This is a genomic window from Nevskiales bacterium (genome assembly GCA_035574475.1).
Classification (GTDB): Bacteria; Pseudomonadota; Gammaproteobacteria; order Nevskiales; family DATLYR01; genus DATLYR01.
In genome coordinates this window covers 1-17,648 of record DATLYR010000130.1, presented here as the reverse complement: position 1 = coordinate 17,648, position 17,648 = coordinate 1, and the positions used below count along the sequence as shown (strand labels likewise).

Below are 17,648 nucleotides of genomic sequence, written 5' to 3'. Positions count from 1 at the left end.
CCTGCTGCTGCCGCTCGCCGCCTTCGGCGGCGGCCTGGCCGCCACCGCACTGGTCGCCGGCTGGGCGCAGCGCCAGGGCCGGCTGTCCATCGCCGGTGTGCTGCTGGCAGGCATCGCCATCAACGCGCTGTGCCTGGCCGGCATCGGCTTGCTCAGCCACATCGCCGACGACCACGCGCTGCGCTCGCTGAACTTCTGGAGCTTCGGCAGCCTCGGCAAAGCGGGCTGGACCGATCTGCTGCTGGCGGCGCCGCTCATGCTGCTGCCCTTGCTGCTGATCCCGCGCGCGGCGCGCGGGCTCAACGCGCTGCTGCTCGGCGAGGCCGAGGCCGGCCACCTCGGCATCGACGTGGACCGGCTCAAGCGCCGGCTGCTGCTGGGCATCGCGCTGGGCGTCGGCGCGGCGGTGTCGCTGGCCGGCATCATCGCCTTCGTGGGCCTGTTGGTGCCGCACCTGCTGCGCCTGACACTGGGGCCCGATCACCGCACGCTGCTGCCAGCCGCGGCCTGGCTCGGCGGCGGGCTGCTGGTGGCGGCCGACATCGCGGCGCGTTGCGCCCTGCCGCCGACCGAGCTGCCTGTCGGGATCCTCACCACCCTGCTCGGCGCGCCCTTCTTCCTGTGGCTGCTGCGCCGGCAGCATCTGGAGGGCTATTGATGCTCGAATGCCGCGACGCCACGCTGCGCCTGCGCGGCCGCGTGCTGCTGCAGGACCTCAGCCTGCAGCTGCGGCCGGGCGAGCTGCTGGCCGTGCTGGGCCCGAACGGCGCCGGCAAATCCTCCCTGCTGCGAATCCTGTCCGGCGAACTGGCGCCGAGCAGCGGGGGAATACTCATGAATGGGCGAAGCCTCGACACGACGCCGCGCCAAATCCTGGCACGGCTGCGTGCGGTCATGCCGCAGGCCGACCGGCTGAGCTTCCCCTTCAGTGTGGCCGAGGTGGTGCTGCTTGGCCGCACGCCGCATACCCTGCGCCATGGCAATGCGCAGGATGAGCACATCGCGCAGGCGGCGCTGGCCGCCGTGGATGCCCTGCCATTGGCGGCGCGTGACTACACCAGCTTGTCCGGCGGCGAGCGACAGCGCGTCCAGCTGGCCCGGGCGCTGGCGCAGATCTGGGAATCCGATGCGGATGCCCCGCGCTATCTGCTGCTCGATGAGCCCACCGCCAGCCTCGATCTCGCGCACCAACATGGCGTACTGCGATTGCTCAACCGGCTCAAGCTGCGGCATATCGGCGTGCTGGCGGTACTGCACGATCTCAACCTGGCCGCGCGCTATGCCGATCGGGTCGCCCTGCTGCACGGCGGCCGGCTGCTGGGCTGCGGCCCGCCACAGGACGTGCTTCAGGAAGACCGGCTCAGCCAGGTTTACGGGCTGGCGGTGCGGCGGATCCGGGTGGGCGACGAAGCACCCCTCATCGTTGCCGTGTGATCACGCCTACGTCTGGCGCGGACCGTGGCCTGTTTCATCAAGCCATGTACTGCCCGCCGTTGACGGACAGGTCCGCGCCGGTGATGAAGCCGGCCGCGTCATCCACCAGGAATAAAACGGCGCGCGCGATGTCGGCCGGCGTGCCGAAGCGGCCCACCGGGATCTCTTTCAGGATCTGCACGCGGATCTCCTCGCGCACCTGGCGGATCATGGGCGTGTCGATGTAGCCCGGCGAGACCGTGTTCACGGTCACGCCCTTGCCGGCGACCTCGCGCGCCAGCGCCAGGGTAAAGCCGTGCAGGCCGGCCTTGGATGCCGAGTAATTGGTCTGGCCCGCCTGCCCTTTCTGGCCGTTGACCGATGAGATGTTGACGATGCGCCCGTGGCCGCGCGCGCACATGCCCTCGATCAGCTGGCGCGTCAGGTTGAACACGCTGTCGAGGTTGGCGGCCATGACCGCGCGCCACTGCTCGGGCGTCATCTTCACCAGCCGCGCATCCCGCGTGATGCCGGCGGCGTTGACCAGGATGTCCACCTCGCCCAGGCGTGGCGCCAGCGCCACGCAGGCGTCCCAGTCAGAGAGATCGCAGAGCTCCGCCCCGATCCCGAAGCCGTCCCGCTGCAAGGACTCGCGCCAGGCGGGCAGGCGTTGCGCCTCGGCCGGATGGCCGATGGCCGTGACACGGTGGCCCGCCTGCGCCAGCTGCCGGCAGATCTCCGTGCCGATCGCGCCCGTACCGCCCGTCACTACCGCATGCCTGGTCATGGATTCCCCCGTTGACAGCCGCTGACGCCGGCTAGCATACTGAAACCTGAATCAGTCGTCATGTTTGGAGGGGCATGAGGACCAAAGCCGCATCCAGCCGGGTCGTTTCCAAACGTCGCGAGCGGCCGTCAGGCGAGGGAGTCAGGAGCGCAGGAACCGGAGTTGACACGTTGGTCAATGAGGATTCCGAGCACCGCACGACCTCGCATCACGGCCGCGCAGCAGTCTCGAAACGACCCGTGACCGCCCGGGGCGAAGCCACCCGCACCCGCCTGCTCGACGCCGCCGAGCAGGCCTTCGGCACGCTCGGCTTCCACAACGCCTCGATCGCCGACATCACCCGTACCGCCGACGTCGGCCAAGGGACCTTCTACCTCTACTTCCAGAGCAAGGAAGACATCTTCCGCGAACTGGTGCGGCACATGGGGCGCAAGCTGCGCGCCGCCATCAGCCAGGCGATTGCGGATGCCGGCCCGCGCCTGCAGGCCGAGCGCGTGGGCCTGGAGGCCTTCCTGCGCTTCGTCGCCGAACACCGCAACCTGTACCGCGTGGTACAGGAGTCGCTGTTCGTGGACGAAGCCAGCTACCGCGCCTACTACGAGGAGTTCGCCGCGGCCTATGCCGAGGCGCTGCGCAAGGCGCAGCGCGCCGGCGAGCTGCGGCCCGGCCACGCCGAGGCCCGTGCCTGGGCGCTGATGGGCCTCGGGCACTTCCTCGGCCTGCGCTACTGCCTGTGGGACGACAAAGGCCTGCCACCGAGGCTGATGGACGGCGTGATCGACTTCATTGCCCACGGCATGGCACCGGAACGGAAATGACGGCCTGCATTGCCGGCCTCGGTGTTTACCTGCCCGCCGGGCGCATGAGCGCTGGCGCGATCGCCGCCGCCAGCGGCCTGCCGGAAGCCGTGGTGCGCGACAAGCTGGGCATCACGCAGAAAACCGTGCCGAGCCCGGACGACCACACCAATGTCATGGGCGTGCGCGCGGCGCAGGCGGCACTGGCCGACGCCGGCATCGGTGCCGGCGCCATCGATGTGGTGATCTCGATCAACGAGGAGCACAAGGACTATCCGGTCTGGACCAGCGGCATCAAGCTGGCGCACGACCTCGGCGCGCACAATGCCTATGCCTTCGACATCGGCCAGAAATGCGGTACTGGCGTGCTGGGCCTGAAGCTCGCCAAAGATCTCATCACCGCGGACGCCAGCGTCAACGCCGTGCTGGTGGCCGGCGGCTACCGCAATGGCGACCTGGTGGATTTCAAGGACCCCAACACCCGCTTCCTTTATAACCTGGCGGCCGGCGGCGGCGCGGCCGTGGTGTGCCGTGGCGGGCATGGACATGCCATCCTCGCCTCGCGCTTCATCACCGACGGCAGCTTCTCCGAGGACGTGCTGGTGCCGGTCGGCGGCACACGCGCGCCGCTGACCCCGGACAATGTCGCCGACTACCGGCTGCGGGTGCGCGACCCGGCCGGCATGAAGGCGCGGCTGGAAGAAAAGTCACTGGCCAACTTCTGCCGCGTGGTCGAGGACGCGGTGCGTGAGTCCGGCGCCACGCTGGCCGACGTGAAGTACATCGCCATGCTGCACATGAAGCGCAGCGCGCACGAAAAAATTCTCGAACGCCTCGGGCTTGCCGCCGGCCGGTCGATTTATCTCGATGACTATGGCCACATCGGGCAGGTCGACCAGTTCCTGAGCCTCATCCTCGCGCGCAAGGCCGGCAAACTGAATAGCGGCGACCTGGTGGTGCTGGTCGCCGCCGGCATCGGCTATGTCTGGAACGCGCTCTGCCTGCGCTGGGGTGGGCCGTGAGTTACGACCTCATCGGCCAGCGCGCGCGGCTGACGCCGGAGCGCCCCGCGGTCTGGTTCGAGGATCGCTGGTATCGCTACCGCGAGTTGGAGGCGCGCGCCGCGAAACTCGCGGGGCGACTGCGCGCATGCGGGATCGGACCGGGCGATCGTGTCGGCATCCTCGCGCTCAATCACCTGGCGCACATCGATCTGATCCTGGCCGCGCCCAAGCTGGGCTTCATCTACACGCCCTTCAACTACCGGCTGTCCATCGCCGAGCAGCGCCAGCTGGCGGCGGAGGTCGAGCCCGCATTCCTGTTCCATGACCGCCAGTGCGCGGAACAAGCGCAGGCGATCGAAGGCCGGCGGCTGGCTCTCGATGACTACGCCGGCTGGCTGGAGAGCGGGCCGGAGCCCCTCGATCTTCCAGCGCCGGTCCTGTCCGGCGACGACATTCACATGATGCTGTTCACGGGCGGCAGCACAGGACTGCCCAAGGGGGCGCTGCTACCCTACCGGCAGACCTTCTGCAACGCGGTGAACACCGTGTTCTCCTGGGGCCTGCGTGACACCGACTGCGCCATCCAGGCCACGCCCGCCTTCCACGCCGCGATCAACGTGCTCAGCACGCCGCTGCTCTGGCTCGGCGGGCGCGTGGTGCTGCCGCCGGCCTTCGACCCCGGTCTGTACCTGCGCCTGGCGCAGCAGCACCGGGCGACGCTGCTGTTCATGGTGCCGACCATGTACCAGATGCTGGCCGAGCATCCGGATTTCGCCACCGCGGACCTGGGTGCGGTGCGCTGGGCGATCGCCGGCGGGGCGCCCTGCCCGGAACCCGTGCGCCGGCACTTCGCCGACAAGGGCGTGCGCTTCAAGCAGGGTTACGGCCTGACCGAGGCCGGCGTGAACTGTTTCGCCATGGAACTCGAAGACGCCGAGCAGCGTCCCGGCTCGGTCGGCAAGCCCATCCTCAACACCGAGGCCGTGATCCGCCGGCCCGACGGCACCCCGGTCGCGCGGGGCGAAACCGGCGAGCTGACCCTGCACGGCGCGCATGTGTTCGCCGGCTACTGGCGGCGGCCCGAAGAAACCGCCGCGACGCTGCGTGACGGCTGGCTGTGGACCGGCGACCTGGCGCGCCAGGACGACGACGGCTTCTTCACGATCACCGGCCGGCGCAAGGAGATGTTCATCAGCGGCGGCGAGAACGTGTTCCCGGTGGAGATCGAAAACGCACTGTACGCGCTGCCCGAGGTGGCCGAGTGTGCCGTGATCGGTGTGCCGGATGCACGCTGGGGCGAGGTCGGCCTCGCCGCCGTGGCGCTGCGCCCCGGCGCCTGTGCAGACGCGCAGCGGCTGCGCGAAGCCCTGCGCCCGAAGCTCGCGCGCTACAAGCTGCCGACGCATTTCCTGTTCCTGCCCGCGCTGCCCAAGAGCGGCGCGGGGAAAATCCTGAAGCCCGAAATCAGGAAGCTATATGAAACGACAGCACCCCATGCGAGTACGGAGCGAGACCATGCCAACCCACCCCGGAAGAACGACGCGACTTAGGAAGGTCCTGATGGATTCCGTCGCCGTGGTGAAAGCCGGAATCCAGCGACTTTCAAGACCCTGGTCCCCGGCTTTCGCTGGGGTGAGCCGAGATACCCGGCAGGGCTTCCCGAGGACATTGATCGTCACCGGCCTGTGCGCACTCGTGTCCAGCCCTGCCTGGGCGGTCGAGGACGCCAGCGTGCAGGGCTTCGGCCGTTACAAGCCGCTGTATCCGGGGCTGTATGCCACGGCGCATCTCGCGCACGACCCGCGCGATGCGGTCTTCGATGCGGACGGCGACGAAACCGGCACTAGCCTGCCCAATCTCGCCGGCGCGAGCGAGTTCCCGCAGACGCGCGGCGCGCTGGCCTTCCAGTGGTACTTTCCGATGTTCGAGGCCGAGCAGCTGCCGTTTCTCTCCAGCCGCCTGCACACGGCGCGCCTGACGTTCCGTGCCGCCGATGTCGAAACGCGCGGCACACTGGAGACTTTCATTGACGCCAACGGCCTCGAGAACAACGCCTCCGGCATCGGCGACCTGACCTTCGAGTTCGGCAGCTTCCTCATCGGTTCCGACAACTGGCGCGAACGCAAGACCACGCCTTTCGCCGTACTGGCGCTGGTCGGCGTCACCCTGCCCAGCGGCGACTATGACGCCGACGCACCCGTCAACACCGGCACCAACCAGTACGCCTTCCACGGCACGGTCGGCCTGCACTGGCAGCCAGCCGACGCCTGGCTGCTGGACGCGGGCCTGACCTGGAAAACCTTCGACAACAACGAAGAACCGGCCTTCGGCGGCAACGAGCCGACGCAGCTCGGCGACCTGCTGATCACCGATCTCAGCCTGACACGGCGGCTGGCAACCGGCCTTTACCTGGGCGGCTTCGTGCAATACCAGGATGGTGATACCAACGAATACGGCGATGTGCGCTTCGCCGTCGATACGCCCGCTGCGCGTCCGGGCCGCGAGGGGACAGAACCCATCCCGGGCGAGTATCGCGACGACGGCACCCGGCTGCTGAGCGCCGGATTGTCGCTCAACTGGTTCGTGGCGCAGAACTGGCTCGCCGGCCTGCACGTCGTCGCGCCGCTGGACGGTGAGAGCGGCGAGTTCACGTTGCCCTTCCAGGATCGCCCGGCCGGCTGCGGCGTGGTCAGGACCGGGCTGTGCGCACCGGCACCCTCCGGGCAGTCGGTGACGGTGGACGGGCTCGGCGGCGCACGCAGCTACGCCTCGAACATCGTCCTGCTGACGATCGGCTACAGCTTCGGGAGGGGCGACCCATGGTACTGAGAAGACTCGCCGTCGCCGCGCTGCTGTCCGGCGCCTGCGGCCTGGCGCAGGCCGGTTTCATCTTCACGCCGCACCTGGCCGAATACTCGCGCCTGCCGCGCGGCCAGTACACCGAAGGCACCTTCATCTACACCGCCATCGACGAGGTCTACGACCGCAACGGCGACAAGCAGGCGCTCGGCTCCGGCGCCATCCGCGGCGGGGAGGAAGTGCAGGCCTCGCTGTTCCTGCTGAAGTACCTGTGGATCGGCAACGTGTTTCGCGACAGCGATGTGTGGTACCTCAAGGACCACGACCAGTTCTTCCGTGTGATCGGCACGCTCAATCACCAGCAGGCCACTGGCGAGGTCACCGATCTCAGCCGGCGCTTCGGCATGCGCTCGGGCAACAGCGGCTTCGGCGATCTGTTCGTGCTCGGCGGCATCTACGGCGACGTACACCGCTGGGGCCCGCTGCAGTGGAACGGACTGTTCGCCACCACGGTCAAGGCCCCGGTCGGTGACTACGACGAGCGCTCGCTGCTCAACCCGGGCACCAATTACTGGACGGTGGCGCCGCAGCTCGCCCTGCACCAGAACTGGTTCGGGCGGCTGTTCATCGACGGCACGATCTCGCGCCAGTTCAACAGCGAGAACGACGATCCGGCCTATGGCGGGCTGGTGCCTTCCGAGCCGGCCGACGTGGAAACCGCCGAAATCAACTTCACCTGGAAATTCAGCGAGAAGTGGTTCGCCGACCTCGGCCTGTCTTACCGCTCGTCGGTCGGCCCGAACCGCTTCGAGAACCCCAGCATCAATCTGGCGGACCAGCCGACCACGCCGGACACCGGCTGCGCCAACCTCGGCATCGCGCCGCCGGACTGCCCGGGCGCGGTGTTCTTCCTGGCGCCCCAGCCCGGCACCTACGAGGATCGCGGGACGCGCGGCGTGCTCGGCACGCTGGGCTTCTATTACATCTACCGCAGTTCGGCCGTGCTCAACGCCCGCGTGGCGGTGCCGCTGTCCGGCAAGGGCAGCCAGATCGACCTACCTTTCGACGTCTTCGCGCCGGCCGTCGCGCCGGACGGCAGCCTGAGGCCGGGCCCGAAGATCTCGGAAGTCATGACCACGGTGAACGGCGTGCAGGAAGCGGCGGCGGTTTCCGCCTCGCCGTACTTCGAGCTGCGCTTCGTTTACCTGTTCTGGGCGCCGTGAGGGGAACGAAGAATGAAGACATTGAGGGAAGCGACGACCCATTCCGTCACCCCGGCGAAAGCCGGGGTCCAAAGATTCTGGGCCCCGGCTTTCGCCGGGGCGGTGGCGAGCCTGATGAAGAAAAGCCACTGGGTCCCTGCTTGCGCCGGGACGACGATGCTCATTCTGAGCATCGTCGCCTGCGCGCCGCGCGAGGTGCTCCTGCCGAAACTAGGCATCGAGGTGCCGGTACTGCGCGAGTTCCCGGAAGGCTTCGTGCCGCCGGAGTCCTACCAGACCAACCAGCCGGTGACCGGCTGGGGCGGCGCACGGCCGGGCGAGCCCGGCGGCGTGACGCGCACGCCGGTGATCTTCGTGCACGGCAACACCGTCAGCGCGCGCTACTGGCTGCCGGCCCGCGATTACTTCAAGGCCAAGGGCTATACCGGCGACGAGTTGTGGGCGGTGGGCTATGGCTGGGACACGGTACGGCGCTTCGACAGCAATGACCTGGCCGTGCCGACGCTGGAGAAATTCATCAACAGCGTGGTCAACGATATCCACCGCCGCACCGGCAAGCGCGTGCCGCAGGTGGACGTGATCGGCCATTCGCTGGGCGTGACCGTGGTGCGGCAGTGGATGAAGCAGGAAAACGCCTGGCACCGCGTGCGCAATTTCATCGGCGCCTGCGGCGCCAACCACGGCGTGTGGACCGCGCGCATGGACGCCCGCGGCCAGAACCGCACGGTGGCCTTCGAGCTGGCGCACGGCAGCCCCTGGCTGGAGCAGCTCAACCGCGGCGGCGAGGCGCCGGGGCCGACTCGCTATATGACGCTGTATGACGGCACCGGCTGGGCCGACGTGCTGTTCCCGCCCTGGTCGGCGCACAGCTCCGCGCTCAAGGGCGCCTACAACCTGGCTTACAACCTGGAGCATGGCACCCATTACGACCATCTCGAACTGCCGCGCGTGCCGGAAACGATGGATGCGATGCTCAAGTTCCTCGGCGAGCTGCCGCCGGCACCGGACGACTACCCTGCCCCGCGGCTGCTGCACGAGGACGCGCGCGTCAAGACCGATCTGAAAACTGCGCGGGTGCACTGCGCGACCGGCGGCGAGTATCCCTCGCGCGCCACGGCCGGAGAGACGGAGGTGACGCTGGAACCCGGCGTGCTGACCACCTGCTTTGCGTTCGATCCGCAGAGCGGCCTGGCCAGCCCGATGCAGCGCTTCAAGCGGCCGCGCGCGGCCAGCGCGCCGGGCGCCGAACCGCTGACGGTCAGCGCTTCCCTGCCGACCGGCGTGTATGAAGACCCGATCACGGTGGAGCTGAAAGCCAGCGACCCCGAGGCCTTCATCGTCTATACCACCAGCGGCAGCCTGCCCAACTCCGGCTCGCCGCTGTACGAGAAACCGGTCTATGTGCCCGGTACGCTGACGCTGTCGGCGATGGCCATCGCACCCGATGGACGCAGGTCCGCGCCGCTGCAGCTGCGCTACGTCGTCAGCCTGGAATACCAGGACGCCGTGCACAGCCTGCAGCGCCAGTTCGACCCGGGCGTGGACATCCAGCCATGAGCGGGCAGCGCACGGTTGTCGCTTCGGTGATTGTCGCGGCGCTCGGCTATTTCGTCGACCTGTACGACATCGTCATCTTCGGCGTGGTGCGCGTCGCCAGCCTCGACGAGCTGGGCATCACCGGCGCGGCCAACACCGCCTGGGGCATCGACCTGCTCAATCTGCAGATGATCGGCATGCTGATCGGCGGCCTGTTCTGGGGCGTGATCGGCGACAAGTTCGGGCGCCGTTTTGCGCTGCTGGCGACGATCACGGTCTATTCGCTGGCCAACATCGCCAACGGCTTCGTCACCACGGTCGAACAGTACGCCGTGCTGCGCTTCATCGCCGGCGTCGGCCTGGCGGGCGAGCTGGGCGCGGGCGTCACACTGGTGGCGGAGATCCTGCCGGCGCGCTTCCGCGGTTACGGCACCACGGTCATCTCCTTCCTCGGCCTGGTCGGCGCGCTCACCGCCTCCTTCGTCGGCGGCTATCTGCACTGGCGCACCGCCTATTTCGTCGGCGGCGGCATGGGCCTGGCGGTGCTGGCCGGGCGCTGGTGGGTACTGCGCGAGTCGGCCATGTTCGATGCGCACAAGGCGCAGGCCCGGGGCCAGGGTGACCTGCGGCTGCTGTTCGGCCGGCTCGACAGCTTCGGCCGCTTCCTGGCCGTAATCGCGGTGGGCGTGCCGATCTGGTACGTCTCGGCGCTGTTCGTGAACTTCTCGCCCGAGCTCGGGCGGGCGCTGAACCTCGCCGGCCCGCTGCCGGTCGCCGACGTGCTGCGCTGGCAGGCGACCGGGCTCGCGCTCGGCAGCGCCGCCAGCGGCCTGATCAGCGAGTGGCTCAAGAACCGCCGCGGCGTGGTGTTCGGCTTCATCGCCGGCATGATGGCCCTGACCGCCGTGCTGCTGTCGCTGGAGGGCCGCACGCCGCAGCTTTACTGCGTGCTGATGTTCGTGATGGGGCTGGCGCAGGGCTACTGGACCGTGTTCATGACCCTGTCGGCCGAGCAGTTCGGCGTCAACATCCGCGCCACCGTCACCACCTCAGTGCCCAACTTCGTGCGCGCCATGGTGGTGCCGGTCACCTTGCTGCTGAAGCTGCTGCTGCCCGGCATGGGGCTGATCAAGGCCGTGCTGCTGATCGGCGTCGCCGTTTATGCGCTGGCACTGCTGGCCCTGTATTCGCTCAAGGAGACCTACGGCAAGGACCTGGATTACTTCGAATGACCGCTTGAGGCGGGAGGAGGCAACATGAAGCTGTCAATCCGCATGCTGTGCATCGTCGGCGGGGCCGCGCTGCTGCTGGCACAGGGCGCAGCCGGCGCGGTGTGCCGCGACAACGTGGTGCTGGTGCACGGCAACGCACGCTACCCGAGCGATTTCAACAATACCTACAACGAACTGCTCAGCCGCGGCTACAGTTCCAGCCAGGTCTACCGGCCGAGCTGGGGATCGAAGAGCTGCCCGGCCTGCAACGACCACAGTGGCAGCGAGGAAACGCCGGTGCGCGACGCCATCAGCAACGCGATCGCCGCTTCCTGCACCGGCAAGATCGACGTCATCGGCCATTCCATGGGCGCCACGCTCGCGGCCAAGCAGATCATCGACCTGGGCAAGGCTGCGCAGGTGGATACCTTCATCGGCATCGCCAGCGCCTATCGCGGGCTGTGGTCCTGCGGCACCTATCCCTACCAGTATCCGACCACGACCTGCGGCTACTGGGGGCTGTCGGTCAACAGCCCGTTCCTGAACTGGCTGTACGGCAAGACCCTCGGTACGGACGTGTATTCCTTCCTGAGCTGGCAGGATGAGGTGATCTGCTCGACCGGTGTGTGCACCGTCGGCGGGGTGCATTCCAGCGCGATCGCCGGCGCGGACGCGCACTACGTGTTCGCGCTCGGCCATTTCGGGCTGCTCTATTACACCGACGATACCCAGGTGGACCTGATCCAGTAGCGCAAGGCGCAGGGGGTTCAGTCCGCGAGCCACTCCACCCGCGTCTGTGCCTGCGGGCCGGTCCTGAGGATCTCCAGCAGCTCCGGCAGGACCCGCTGCAGCGTCACGTCCAGCTGCCAGGGCGGGTTGACGATCAGCAGGCCGCAGCCGTGCATGCCCTGGGGGCTGTCGTAGGGCGCCAGCCCCAGCTCGGCGCACAGGACCTTGGGCAGGCCCATCTGCTGCACACTGGCGTGGAAGCGCGCGCTCGGCGCACGATGCAGGATCGGGTACCAGATCGCGGTCATGCCGTTGCGCCAGCGCTGTTGCACCAGCCGCAGCGCGTCCTTGAGCCGCTCGAACTCGCCGTCCATCTCGAAGGACGGGTCCATGAACAGCAGCCCGCGCCCCTCCTTCGGCGGCAGGTAGGCTTTCAAGGCTGCATAACCGTCGAGCTTCTGGATGCTGACATTACGCTCGCCCGCCATCTCGGCCTGCAGCACCGGGAACTCGTTGGGATGCAGCTCGCAGGCCACCAGCCGGTCGCCCGCGCGCAGCAGGCGCTGGATCAGCCTGGGTGAGCCGGGATAGCAGCGCAGCCGGCCGTCCGGATTGAAGGCCGCGACCTGTTCGCGATAGTCGCGCAGTTCGGGCGAGAGCCCGGACCGTTCCCACAGCCGCGCAATGCCCTCGCGGTACTCGCCGACCTTGCGTGCCTCGGCCGAGCCCAGGTCGTAGCGCCCGGCGCCGGCGTGCGTGTCGAGCACCCAGAAGGGCTTGTCCTTCTTCTGCAGCGCGCGCAGCAGCTGCACCAGGATCACATGCTTGAAGACGTCGGCGAAGTTGCCGGCGTGGAAAGCGTGGCGGTAACCGAACATCAGACGATCGTCGGCTCCGCCTCGCCCTCGATGCGTTCGTGGCGACGCGCGATCAGGGTGTAGACGGCGGGGATCACAAACAGCGTGAAGAAGGTGCCGACCAGCAGGCCGCCGATGATGACACCGCCGATGGCCTGGCGACTCTCGGCGCCGGCGCCTGTTGCGATCGCCAGCGGCAGCGCGCCCAGCACCATGGCGCCGGTGGTCATCAGGATCGGACGCAGGCGCAGCACCGCGGCCTCGACCACGGCGTCGTGGATATTGCGCCCGGCGGCCTGCAGCTGGTTGGCGAACTCCACGATCAGGATGCCGTGCTTGGTGATCAGGCCGATCAGGGTGATCAGGCCGACCTTGCTGTAGATGTTGAGCGTACCACCGGTGAGTTTGAGCATGAGCAGCGCACCGGCCATGGACAGCGGCACGGTGAGCATGATGATCAGCGGGTCCACGAAGCTCTCGAACTGCGCCGCCAGCACCAGGTAGATGAAGGCCAGCGCCAGCAGGAAGGTGAAGTACAGTTCCGCGCTAGACTGCTTGAACTCGCGCGACAGGCCCGCATAGTCGAGCTGCATGGACGGCGGCAGTTGTTCCTGCGCCACCGCCTCGACGTACGCCAGCGCCTCGCCCAGCGCGTAGTCGGGCGCCAGGTTGGCGCTGATGCGCGCCGCGCGCAGCTGGCTGAAGTGGTTGAGCTCCTTGGGCGCCACCGACTCGCGCAGGCTGACCAGGTTGGACAGCGGGATCATGGCGCCCTCGCTGCCGCGCACGTACAGACGGTTGACGTCGGCGGGCGTGCGCCGGTCGGCATCGGCCAGCTGCACGATCACGTCGTACTGCTCGCCGGCCTGCTTGAAGCGGGTCACCTGCCGGCCACCGAGCAGGGTTTCGAGCGTGCGGCCCACGGTGGCGACATCCACGCCCATCGCGGCGGCCTTGTCGCGGTCCAGGCTGACACGGATCTGCGGCTTGTTGAGCTTGAGGTCGGTATCCGGCCCCTGGATGCCGGGGTTCTCCGCGATCCGCTGCATCATGCGATCCACGGCCACGGCCAGCGCCTCGTAGCTGTCGGTGGTCTTGATGACGACCTCCAGCGGCCGATTGCGGATCTGCTGGCCGAGCGAGGGCGGGTTGACGGCGAAGGCCTGCACGCCAGGCAGCGCCTGCAGCTTGGGCCCCAGCTCGCGCACCAGGTCCTGCTGGCTGCGCTCGCGCTCGGCCCAGTCCACCAGACGGATGATGGCGATGCCCTCGGTCACGGTGGGGAAACCCGACACCACGAAGGCGCGGTTGACCTCGGGCAGCGCCAGGGCGTACTGCTCGATCTGGCGCGCGTAGCGGTCGGTGTACTCGACGGTCGCGCCCTCGGGCGCGACGAAGCGGCCGACGATGTTGCCGCGGTCCTCGGTCGGCGCCAGCTCCTCCTTGATGCTGGTGAACAGCCATACCGCCGAGGCCGCCACCAGGCCGCCGACCATCAGCACCAGCAGGCGCGAATCGAGCCCGCGCAGCAGCAGGCGCCGGTAAGCCTGGGTCAGGGCGTCGATGCGGCCTTCGATGACGTTGTACACCGCGCCGTGCCGTTCTTCGTGGCGCAGCAGGCGCGAGCACATCATCGGCGACAGGCTCAGCGCCACGAAGCCCGACACCAGCACCGTCGCCGCCAGCGTCCAGGCGAACTCGGTGAACAGCCGCCCGGTGGTGCCGACCAGGAAGCCGACCGGCGCGAACACCGCCGCCAGCGTCAGGGTCATGGCGATGACGGCAAAACCGATTTCCTTGCTGCCCACCCGGGCCGCCTGCAGGGGCGGCATGCCCTGCTCCACGTGGCGGTGGATGTTCTCGAGCATGACGATGGCGTCGTCCACCACCAGGCCGATGGCCAGCACCATCGCCAGCAGCGTGAGCGTATTCACGCTGAAGCCCGCCAAGTACATGATCGCGAAGCTGCCGATCAGCGACACCGGGATGGTCACCAGCGGGATGAGCGTGGCGCGGAACGAGCGCAGGAAGAAAAAGATGATCAGCACCACCAGCACGATCGCCTCGCCGATGGATTCGTACACGTTCTCGATCGAGCGCTCGATGAACAGGCTGGTGTCGTTGGCGACGTCGATGCGCATGCCCTCGGGCAGGATGCGCTGCACCTCCGGCAGCACCCCGCGCACCGCACGTGACACGTCCAGCGGGTTGGCGGTGGCCTGCTTGATGACGCCCATGCCGATCGCGTCCCGGCCGTTGAAGCGCGCGATGCGCCGCTCGTCGGCCGGCCCCAGTTCGGCGCGGCCGACGTCGCGCAGCCGCACCAGGTAGGCGCCGCGGGCCGGGTCGCTCTCGCGGATGATGAGGTCGTTGAATTCCTGCGGCGTATTGAGGTCGGTGGCGGACAGCACCGTGAACTCGCGCTGGCGGCTCTCGATGCGCCCGGCCGGCAGCTCCACGTTCTGCGCGCGCAGTGCGTCCTCCACGTCCTGCACGGTCAGGCCGTGCCCGGCCAGCCGCTCGGGATCCAGGTACAGGCGCATCGCGTAGCGGCGCTCGCCGAAGATGCGCACCAGCGCCACGCCGGGCAGGGTCTGCAGCCGGTCCTTGACCACACGATCGGCCGTGTCGCTGACCTCCAGCGGCGTATGCCGGTCGCTGGACAGCGCGACCCAGATGATCGGGTTGGCGTCGGCCTCGGTCTTCTGGATCACCGGCTCGTCGATCTCGTCCGGCAGCTGCTGGCGCATGCGTCCCACGCGGTCGCGCACGTCGCTGGCGGCGCCGTCCGGGTCGCGGTTGAGCTTGAAGGTGACCGTGATCTGGCTTTGTTCCTCGCGGCTGATCGAGGTCATGATGTCGATGCCGTCGATGCCCGCGAGCGATTCCTCGAGCACCTTGGTGACCTGGGTCTCGACGATTTCGGCGCTGGCGCCGCGATAGCGCGTCTCGACCGTGATCACCGGCGGATCGATATTGGGATACTCGCGCACGCTCAGGCGCTGGTAGGCGATCAGCCCCACCAGCACCAGCAGCAGGCTCAGCACGGTGGCGAACACCGGCCGGCGGATGCAGACGTCGGACAGGACCACGGCTGCTGCCTAGGGCGCCGCCACCGCAGCCGCCGCGGCCGGTGGCGGCTGGATGACGCTGACCGGCTTGCCGTCCGCCAGCTTGAGGTGCCCGGCGGTGACGACCACGTCACCCGCGCCCAGCCCGGAGAGAATCTCCACGCGCCCGGCCTGGCGCAGGCCCAGCGTCACCGGCGTGCGCACGGCCTTGCCCTCGATCACGCGATAGACGAAATGCCCGTCGCCCTGCGGCACGATCGCCTGTTCCGGCACGGTCAGGGCCCCGGTACGCGTGTCCAGCACCAGGTTCACGCGCGCGAACAGGCCGGGCCGCAGGCGCGCGTCGGCGTTGGGCAGCTCGCCGCGGATGGCGACGCTGCGGTCCTCGGCCGCGACGCGCGGGTCGATCGCGACCACTTGCCCGGTGAAGACCTGGTCCGGGAACGCATCCACGCGCACGCTCAGAGCCTGGCCGGTCCGCAGCACCGCGAGATAGGTCTCCGGCACGCGGAAATCCAGCTTGATGGGGGTGATGTCCTCGAGGTTGGCGATGTCCTGGCCGGGATTGAGATAATCGCCCACGCTCACGCGCCGCAGCCCGAGCACGCCGTCGAAGGGCGCGGTGATGCGGGTTTTGTCCAGGCGCGCGCGCGCCAGCGCCACCGCCGCCTCGTCCACCTTGACCGCGGTCTGCAGGGCGTCCATTTCCGTGCTGCTGATGTAGTTGTCGGCGAACAGCTTGCTGCCGCTGTCGCGCAGCCGACGGCTGCGGTCGAGGTTGGCCTCGGCCTGCGCCAGCTCGGCGCGGTACACGGCGTCGTCCAGCACCAGCAGCAGCTGCCCGCGGCGCACCGGCGCGCCCTCCTCCAGGCTGATGCGCGCCACGCGCCCGGCGATCTCGGGACGCAGCACGACCGACTCGTTGGCGCGCAGCGCGCCGACGGCGGTGATCTCCTGCGCCAGCGGCCCCACCGTGACCGGCTCGGCCTCGACCGCAACCGCAGTGGCCCGGGTATTGACCGCGGCTGGCGCCGCCGCATTGGCCGGCGACGGGCTGCTGCCGCGCTGCCGCCAGCCGTAGACCCCCGCGGCAAGCAGGGCCAGGACCACCAGGGGGATGATTTTTCTCATGCAAGACTGAGAGTTCGACGCCGGCGCCGGGTTCCCAGTCTATTGAAGAAAGAGGGTGCTGGCGAGATTATTCGCAAAGTCGTCGACCTGGAATGCAAAAGGAACTCGGCCGGTCAGCCCGTCCCAGCCCAAGCCCTCATACTCCCCTGGGTCAACCGTTGTGATGGCCGCTCTTCTGTTGTATTACAAAAATTACAGCCTCAAAAACCAAATGCACAACACCAAGCATCGCTAGATAAGTCCATCCGCTTGCAACGCCCGGACCGCAGTAGGTTTCAGTAAGACACTTAAAAATGCGTGCTGTGATTTGCGCGTCGCTGAATAACGCCCCCATTGTTATTAATACAGCGAGGACGCCCAGTACTGTTCTTTGCACCTGACGCGGATTGCTTCTAAACATATCCCTCAATACTTGCCAGGACCGAAGTGGAATAAGGCCGATAGAAGCAAGACCTATGAAGCCAAGCAGGTAGATCAGCGCACTGACAAGCGGCGTGTTCACTGACCTTTCCTAAATTGCCGTAGCAAGTTTCCAGGCCAGAAAGTACCCGCCTTCACATGTGGGAAAGAAGGCTGCCCACTTAGTGCTGACGACGACATAACTGCGCACTGGAATGGTGCTGCTGCAGGTAGATCTACGGCCTTTTTGATGATGCTCTCTTCTTCCTCCTGAGACGTGTCCTTGCAAGTGGACTCTACTTTTTGGCCTTCATGAAACGCCTTGAATTTCGCGATGTTTGCAGCATCGCCGGTCACAAGGCCACTACTACCACCGCCATTCGCGGCGCCATACGACCCGGCTGGATCGTAAAGCGCCGGTTCACCGGCATCTCCTCCTGTTGTGTAAACCGCAGAATGATCTCGGATTCCAGCAGGACCGACTGTTGTCAACAAACAGGTTTGAAGACCAAGGGAATCCACAGCACTAACTGGATTCCCCATGACATAAGCGTACAGATTGATGCCCCCCGCCTCGCCGATCGGATCCCGTGACAACCAGCGGGCAAGGTCGGGATCATAGGCCCGGTACGGCGCCAGGGCCAGGCCACTCGAATGATGGGTGAAATGGCCGGTATAGCCAAAGTCGTTT

Annotated in this window: 16 protein-coding genes; 10 read left to right on the top strand and 6 right to left on the bottom strand. The window is 67.6% G+C overall.

Features of this window, described 5'->3' with window-relative positions:
• On the top strand, positions 1-658 hold a 658-nt coding region (locus VNJ47_07590; GenBank protein ID HXG28694.1), incomplete at its 5' end, for an iron ABC transporter permease.
• Positions 658-1,434, top strand: coding sequence for a heme ABC transporter ATP-binding protein (locus VNJ47_07585; GenBank protein HXG28693.1), 777 nt, complete (start codon positions 658-660; stop codon positions 1,432-1,434). The genes VNJ47_07590 and VNJ47_07585, both read left to right, overlap by 1 nt.
• 37 nt (positions 1,435-1,471) lie before the next feature.
• Here the strand turns inward: VNJ47_07585 and phbB are convergent, their stop codons facing one another.
• A complete protein-coding gene (gene phbB, locus VNJ47_07580) occupies positions 1,472-2,200 on the bottom strand; it encodes an acetoacetyl-CoA reductase (GenBank protein HXG28692.1) in 729 nt (242 codons plus the stop codon).
• 239 nt (positions 2,201-2,439) lie between these two features.
• Between phbB and VNJ47_07575 the strand changes: the two genes are divergently transcribed.
• The 8 genes from VNJ47_07575 (at position 2,440) to VNJ47_07540 (ending at position 11,520) form a co-directional block, all read left to right on the top strand.
• A complete protein-coding gene (locus VNJ47_07575) occupies positions 2,440-3,018 on the top strand; it encodes a TetR/AcrR family transcriptional regulator (GenBank protein ID HXG28691.1) in 579 nt (192 codons plus the stop codon).
• Complete coding sequence (locus VNJ47_07570; protein HXG28690.1) at positions 3,015-4,019, top strand: 3-oxoacyl-ACP synthase; 1,005 nt, start codon at positions 3,015-3,017, stop codon at positions 4,017-4,019. Before VNJ47_07575 ends, VNJ47_07570 begins: the two co-directional genes overlap by 4 nt.
• Complete coding sequence (locus tag VNJ47_07565) at positions 4,016-5,551, top strand: long-chain fatty acid--CoA ligase (GenBank protein HXG28689.1); 1,536 nt, start codon at positions 4,016-4,018, stop codon at positions 5,549-5,551. Before VNJ47_07570 ends, VNJ47_07565 begins: the two co-directional genes overlap by 4 nt.
• An 82-nt stretch (positions 5,552-5,633) precedes the next feature.
• Positions 5,634-6,830, top strand: a complete 1,197-nt coding sequence (locus tag VNJ47_07560) for a transporter (protein ID HXG28688.1) — start codon at positions 5,634-5,636, stop codon at positions 6,828-6,830.
• Complete coding sequence (locus tag VNJ47_07555; protein ID HXG28687.1) at positions 6,821-8,023, top strand: transporter; 1,203 nt, start codon at positions 6,821-6,823, stop codon at positions 8,021-8,023. The genes VNJ47_07560 and VNJ47_07555 overlap by 10 nt, the downstream gene beginning before the upstream one ends.
• Positions 8,024-8,179: 156 nt before the next feature.
• A complete protein-coding gene (locus tag VNJ47_07550; GenBank protein ID HXG28686.1) occupies positions 8,180-9,580 on the top strand; it encodes a chitobiase/beta-hexosaminidase C-terminal domain-containing protein in 1,401 nt (466 codons plus the stop codon).
• Positions 9,577-10,791, top strand: coding sequence for an MFS transporter (locus VNJ47_07545; protein HXG28685.1), 1,215 nt, complete (start codon positions 9,577-9,579; stop codon positions 10,789-10,791). The genes VNJ47_07550 and VNJ47_07545 overlap by 4 nt, the downstream gene beginning before the upstream one ends.
• A 24-nt stretch (positions 10,792-10,815) precedes the next feature.
• A complete protein-coding gene (locus tag VNJ47_07540) occupies positions 10,816-11,520 on the top strand; it encodes an alpha/beta fold hydrolase (GenBank protein ID HXG28684.1) in 705 nt (234 codons plus the stop codon).
• Between the two features lie 17 nt (positions 11,521-11,537).
• Here VNJ47_07540 and rlmJ read toward each other — a convergent pair whose 3' ends face one another.
• The 5 genes from rlmJ to VNJ47_07515 all read right to left on the bottom strand — a co-directional run.
• Positions 11,538-12,377 carry a 23S rRNA (adenine(2030)-N(6))-methyltransferase RlmJ gene (gene rlmJ / locus VNJ47_07535; GenBank protein ID HXG28683.1) on the bottom strand — a complete coding sequence of 280 codons (840 nt, stop codon included), beginning with the start codon at positions 12,375-12,377 and terminating at the stop codon, positions 11,538-11,540.
• Positions 12,377-15,448, bottom strand: a complete 3,072-nt coding sequence (locus VNJ47_07530; protein HXG28682.1) for an efflux RND transporter permease subunit — start codon at positions 15,446-15,448, stop codon at positions 12,377-12,379. Before VNJ47_07530 ends, rlmJ begins: the two co-directional genes overlap by 1 nt.
• Positions 15,449-15,457: 9 nt before the next feature.
• A complete protein-coding gene (locus VNJ47_07525) occupies positions 15,458-16,558 on the bottom strand; it encodes an efflux RND transporter periplasmic adaptor subunit (protein ID HXG28681.1) in 1,101 nt (366 codons plus the stop codon).
• 151 nt (positions 16,559-16,709) lie between these two features.
• Complete coding sequence (locus tag VNJ47_07520; protein HXG28680.1) at positions 16,710-17,060, bottom strand: hypothetical protein; 351 nt, start codon at positions 17,058-17,060, stop codon at positions 16,710-16,712.
• A partial coding sequence (locus VNJ47_07515) for an RHS repeat-associated core domain-containing protein (GenBank protein HXG28679.1) occupies positions 17,057-17,648 on the bottom strand: 592 nt, incomplete at its 5' end. The genes VNJ47_07515 and VNJ47_07520, both read right to left, overlap by 4 nt.

Excerpts from the sequence above, each read along its gene's own strand:
- VNJ47_07585 (HXG28693.1), top strand. The coding sequence starts at position 658 with ATGCTCGAATGCCGCGACGCCACGCTGCGCCTGCGCGGCCGCGTGCTG.
- phbB (HXG28692.1), bottom strand. The coding sequence starts at position 2,200 with ATGACCAGGCATGCGGTAGTGACGGGCGGTACGGGCGCGATCGGCACG.
- VNJ47_07570 (HXG28690.1), top strand. The coding sequence starts at position 3,015 with ATGACGGCCTGCATTGCCGGCCTCGGTGTTTACCTGCCCGCCGGGCGC.
- VNJ47_07555 (HXG28687.1), top strand. The coding sequence starts at position 6,821 with ATGGTACTGAGAAGACTCGCCGTCGCCGCGCTGCTGTCCGGCGCCTGC.
- VNJ47_07550 (HXG28686.1), top strand. The coding sequence starts at position 8,180 with ATGCTCATTCTGAGCATCGTCGCCTGCGCGCCGCGCGAGGTGCTCCTG.
- VNJ47_07545 (HXG28685.1), top strand. The coding sequence starts at position 9,577 with ATGAGCGGGCAGCGCACGGTTGTCGCTTCGGTGATTGTCGCGGCGCTC.
- VNJ47_07540 (HXG28684.1), top strand. The coding sequence starts at position 10,816 with ATGAAGCTGTCAATCCGCATGCTGTGCATCGTCGGCGGGGCCGCGCTG.
- rlmJ (HXG28683.1), bottom strand. The coding sequence starts at position 12,377 with ATGTTCGGTTACCGCCACGCTTTCCACGCCGGCAACTTCGCCGACGTC.
- VNJ47_07525 (HXG28681.1), bottom strand. The coding sequence starts at position 16,558 with ATGAGAAAAATCATCCCCCTGGTGGTCCTGGCCCTGCTTGCCGCGGGG.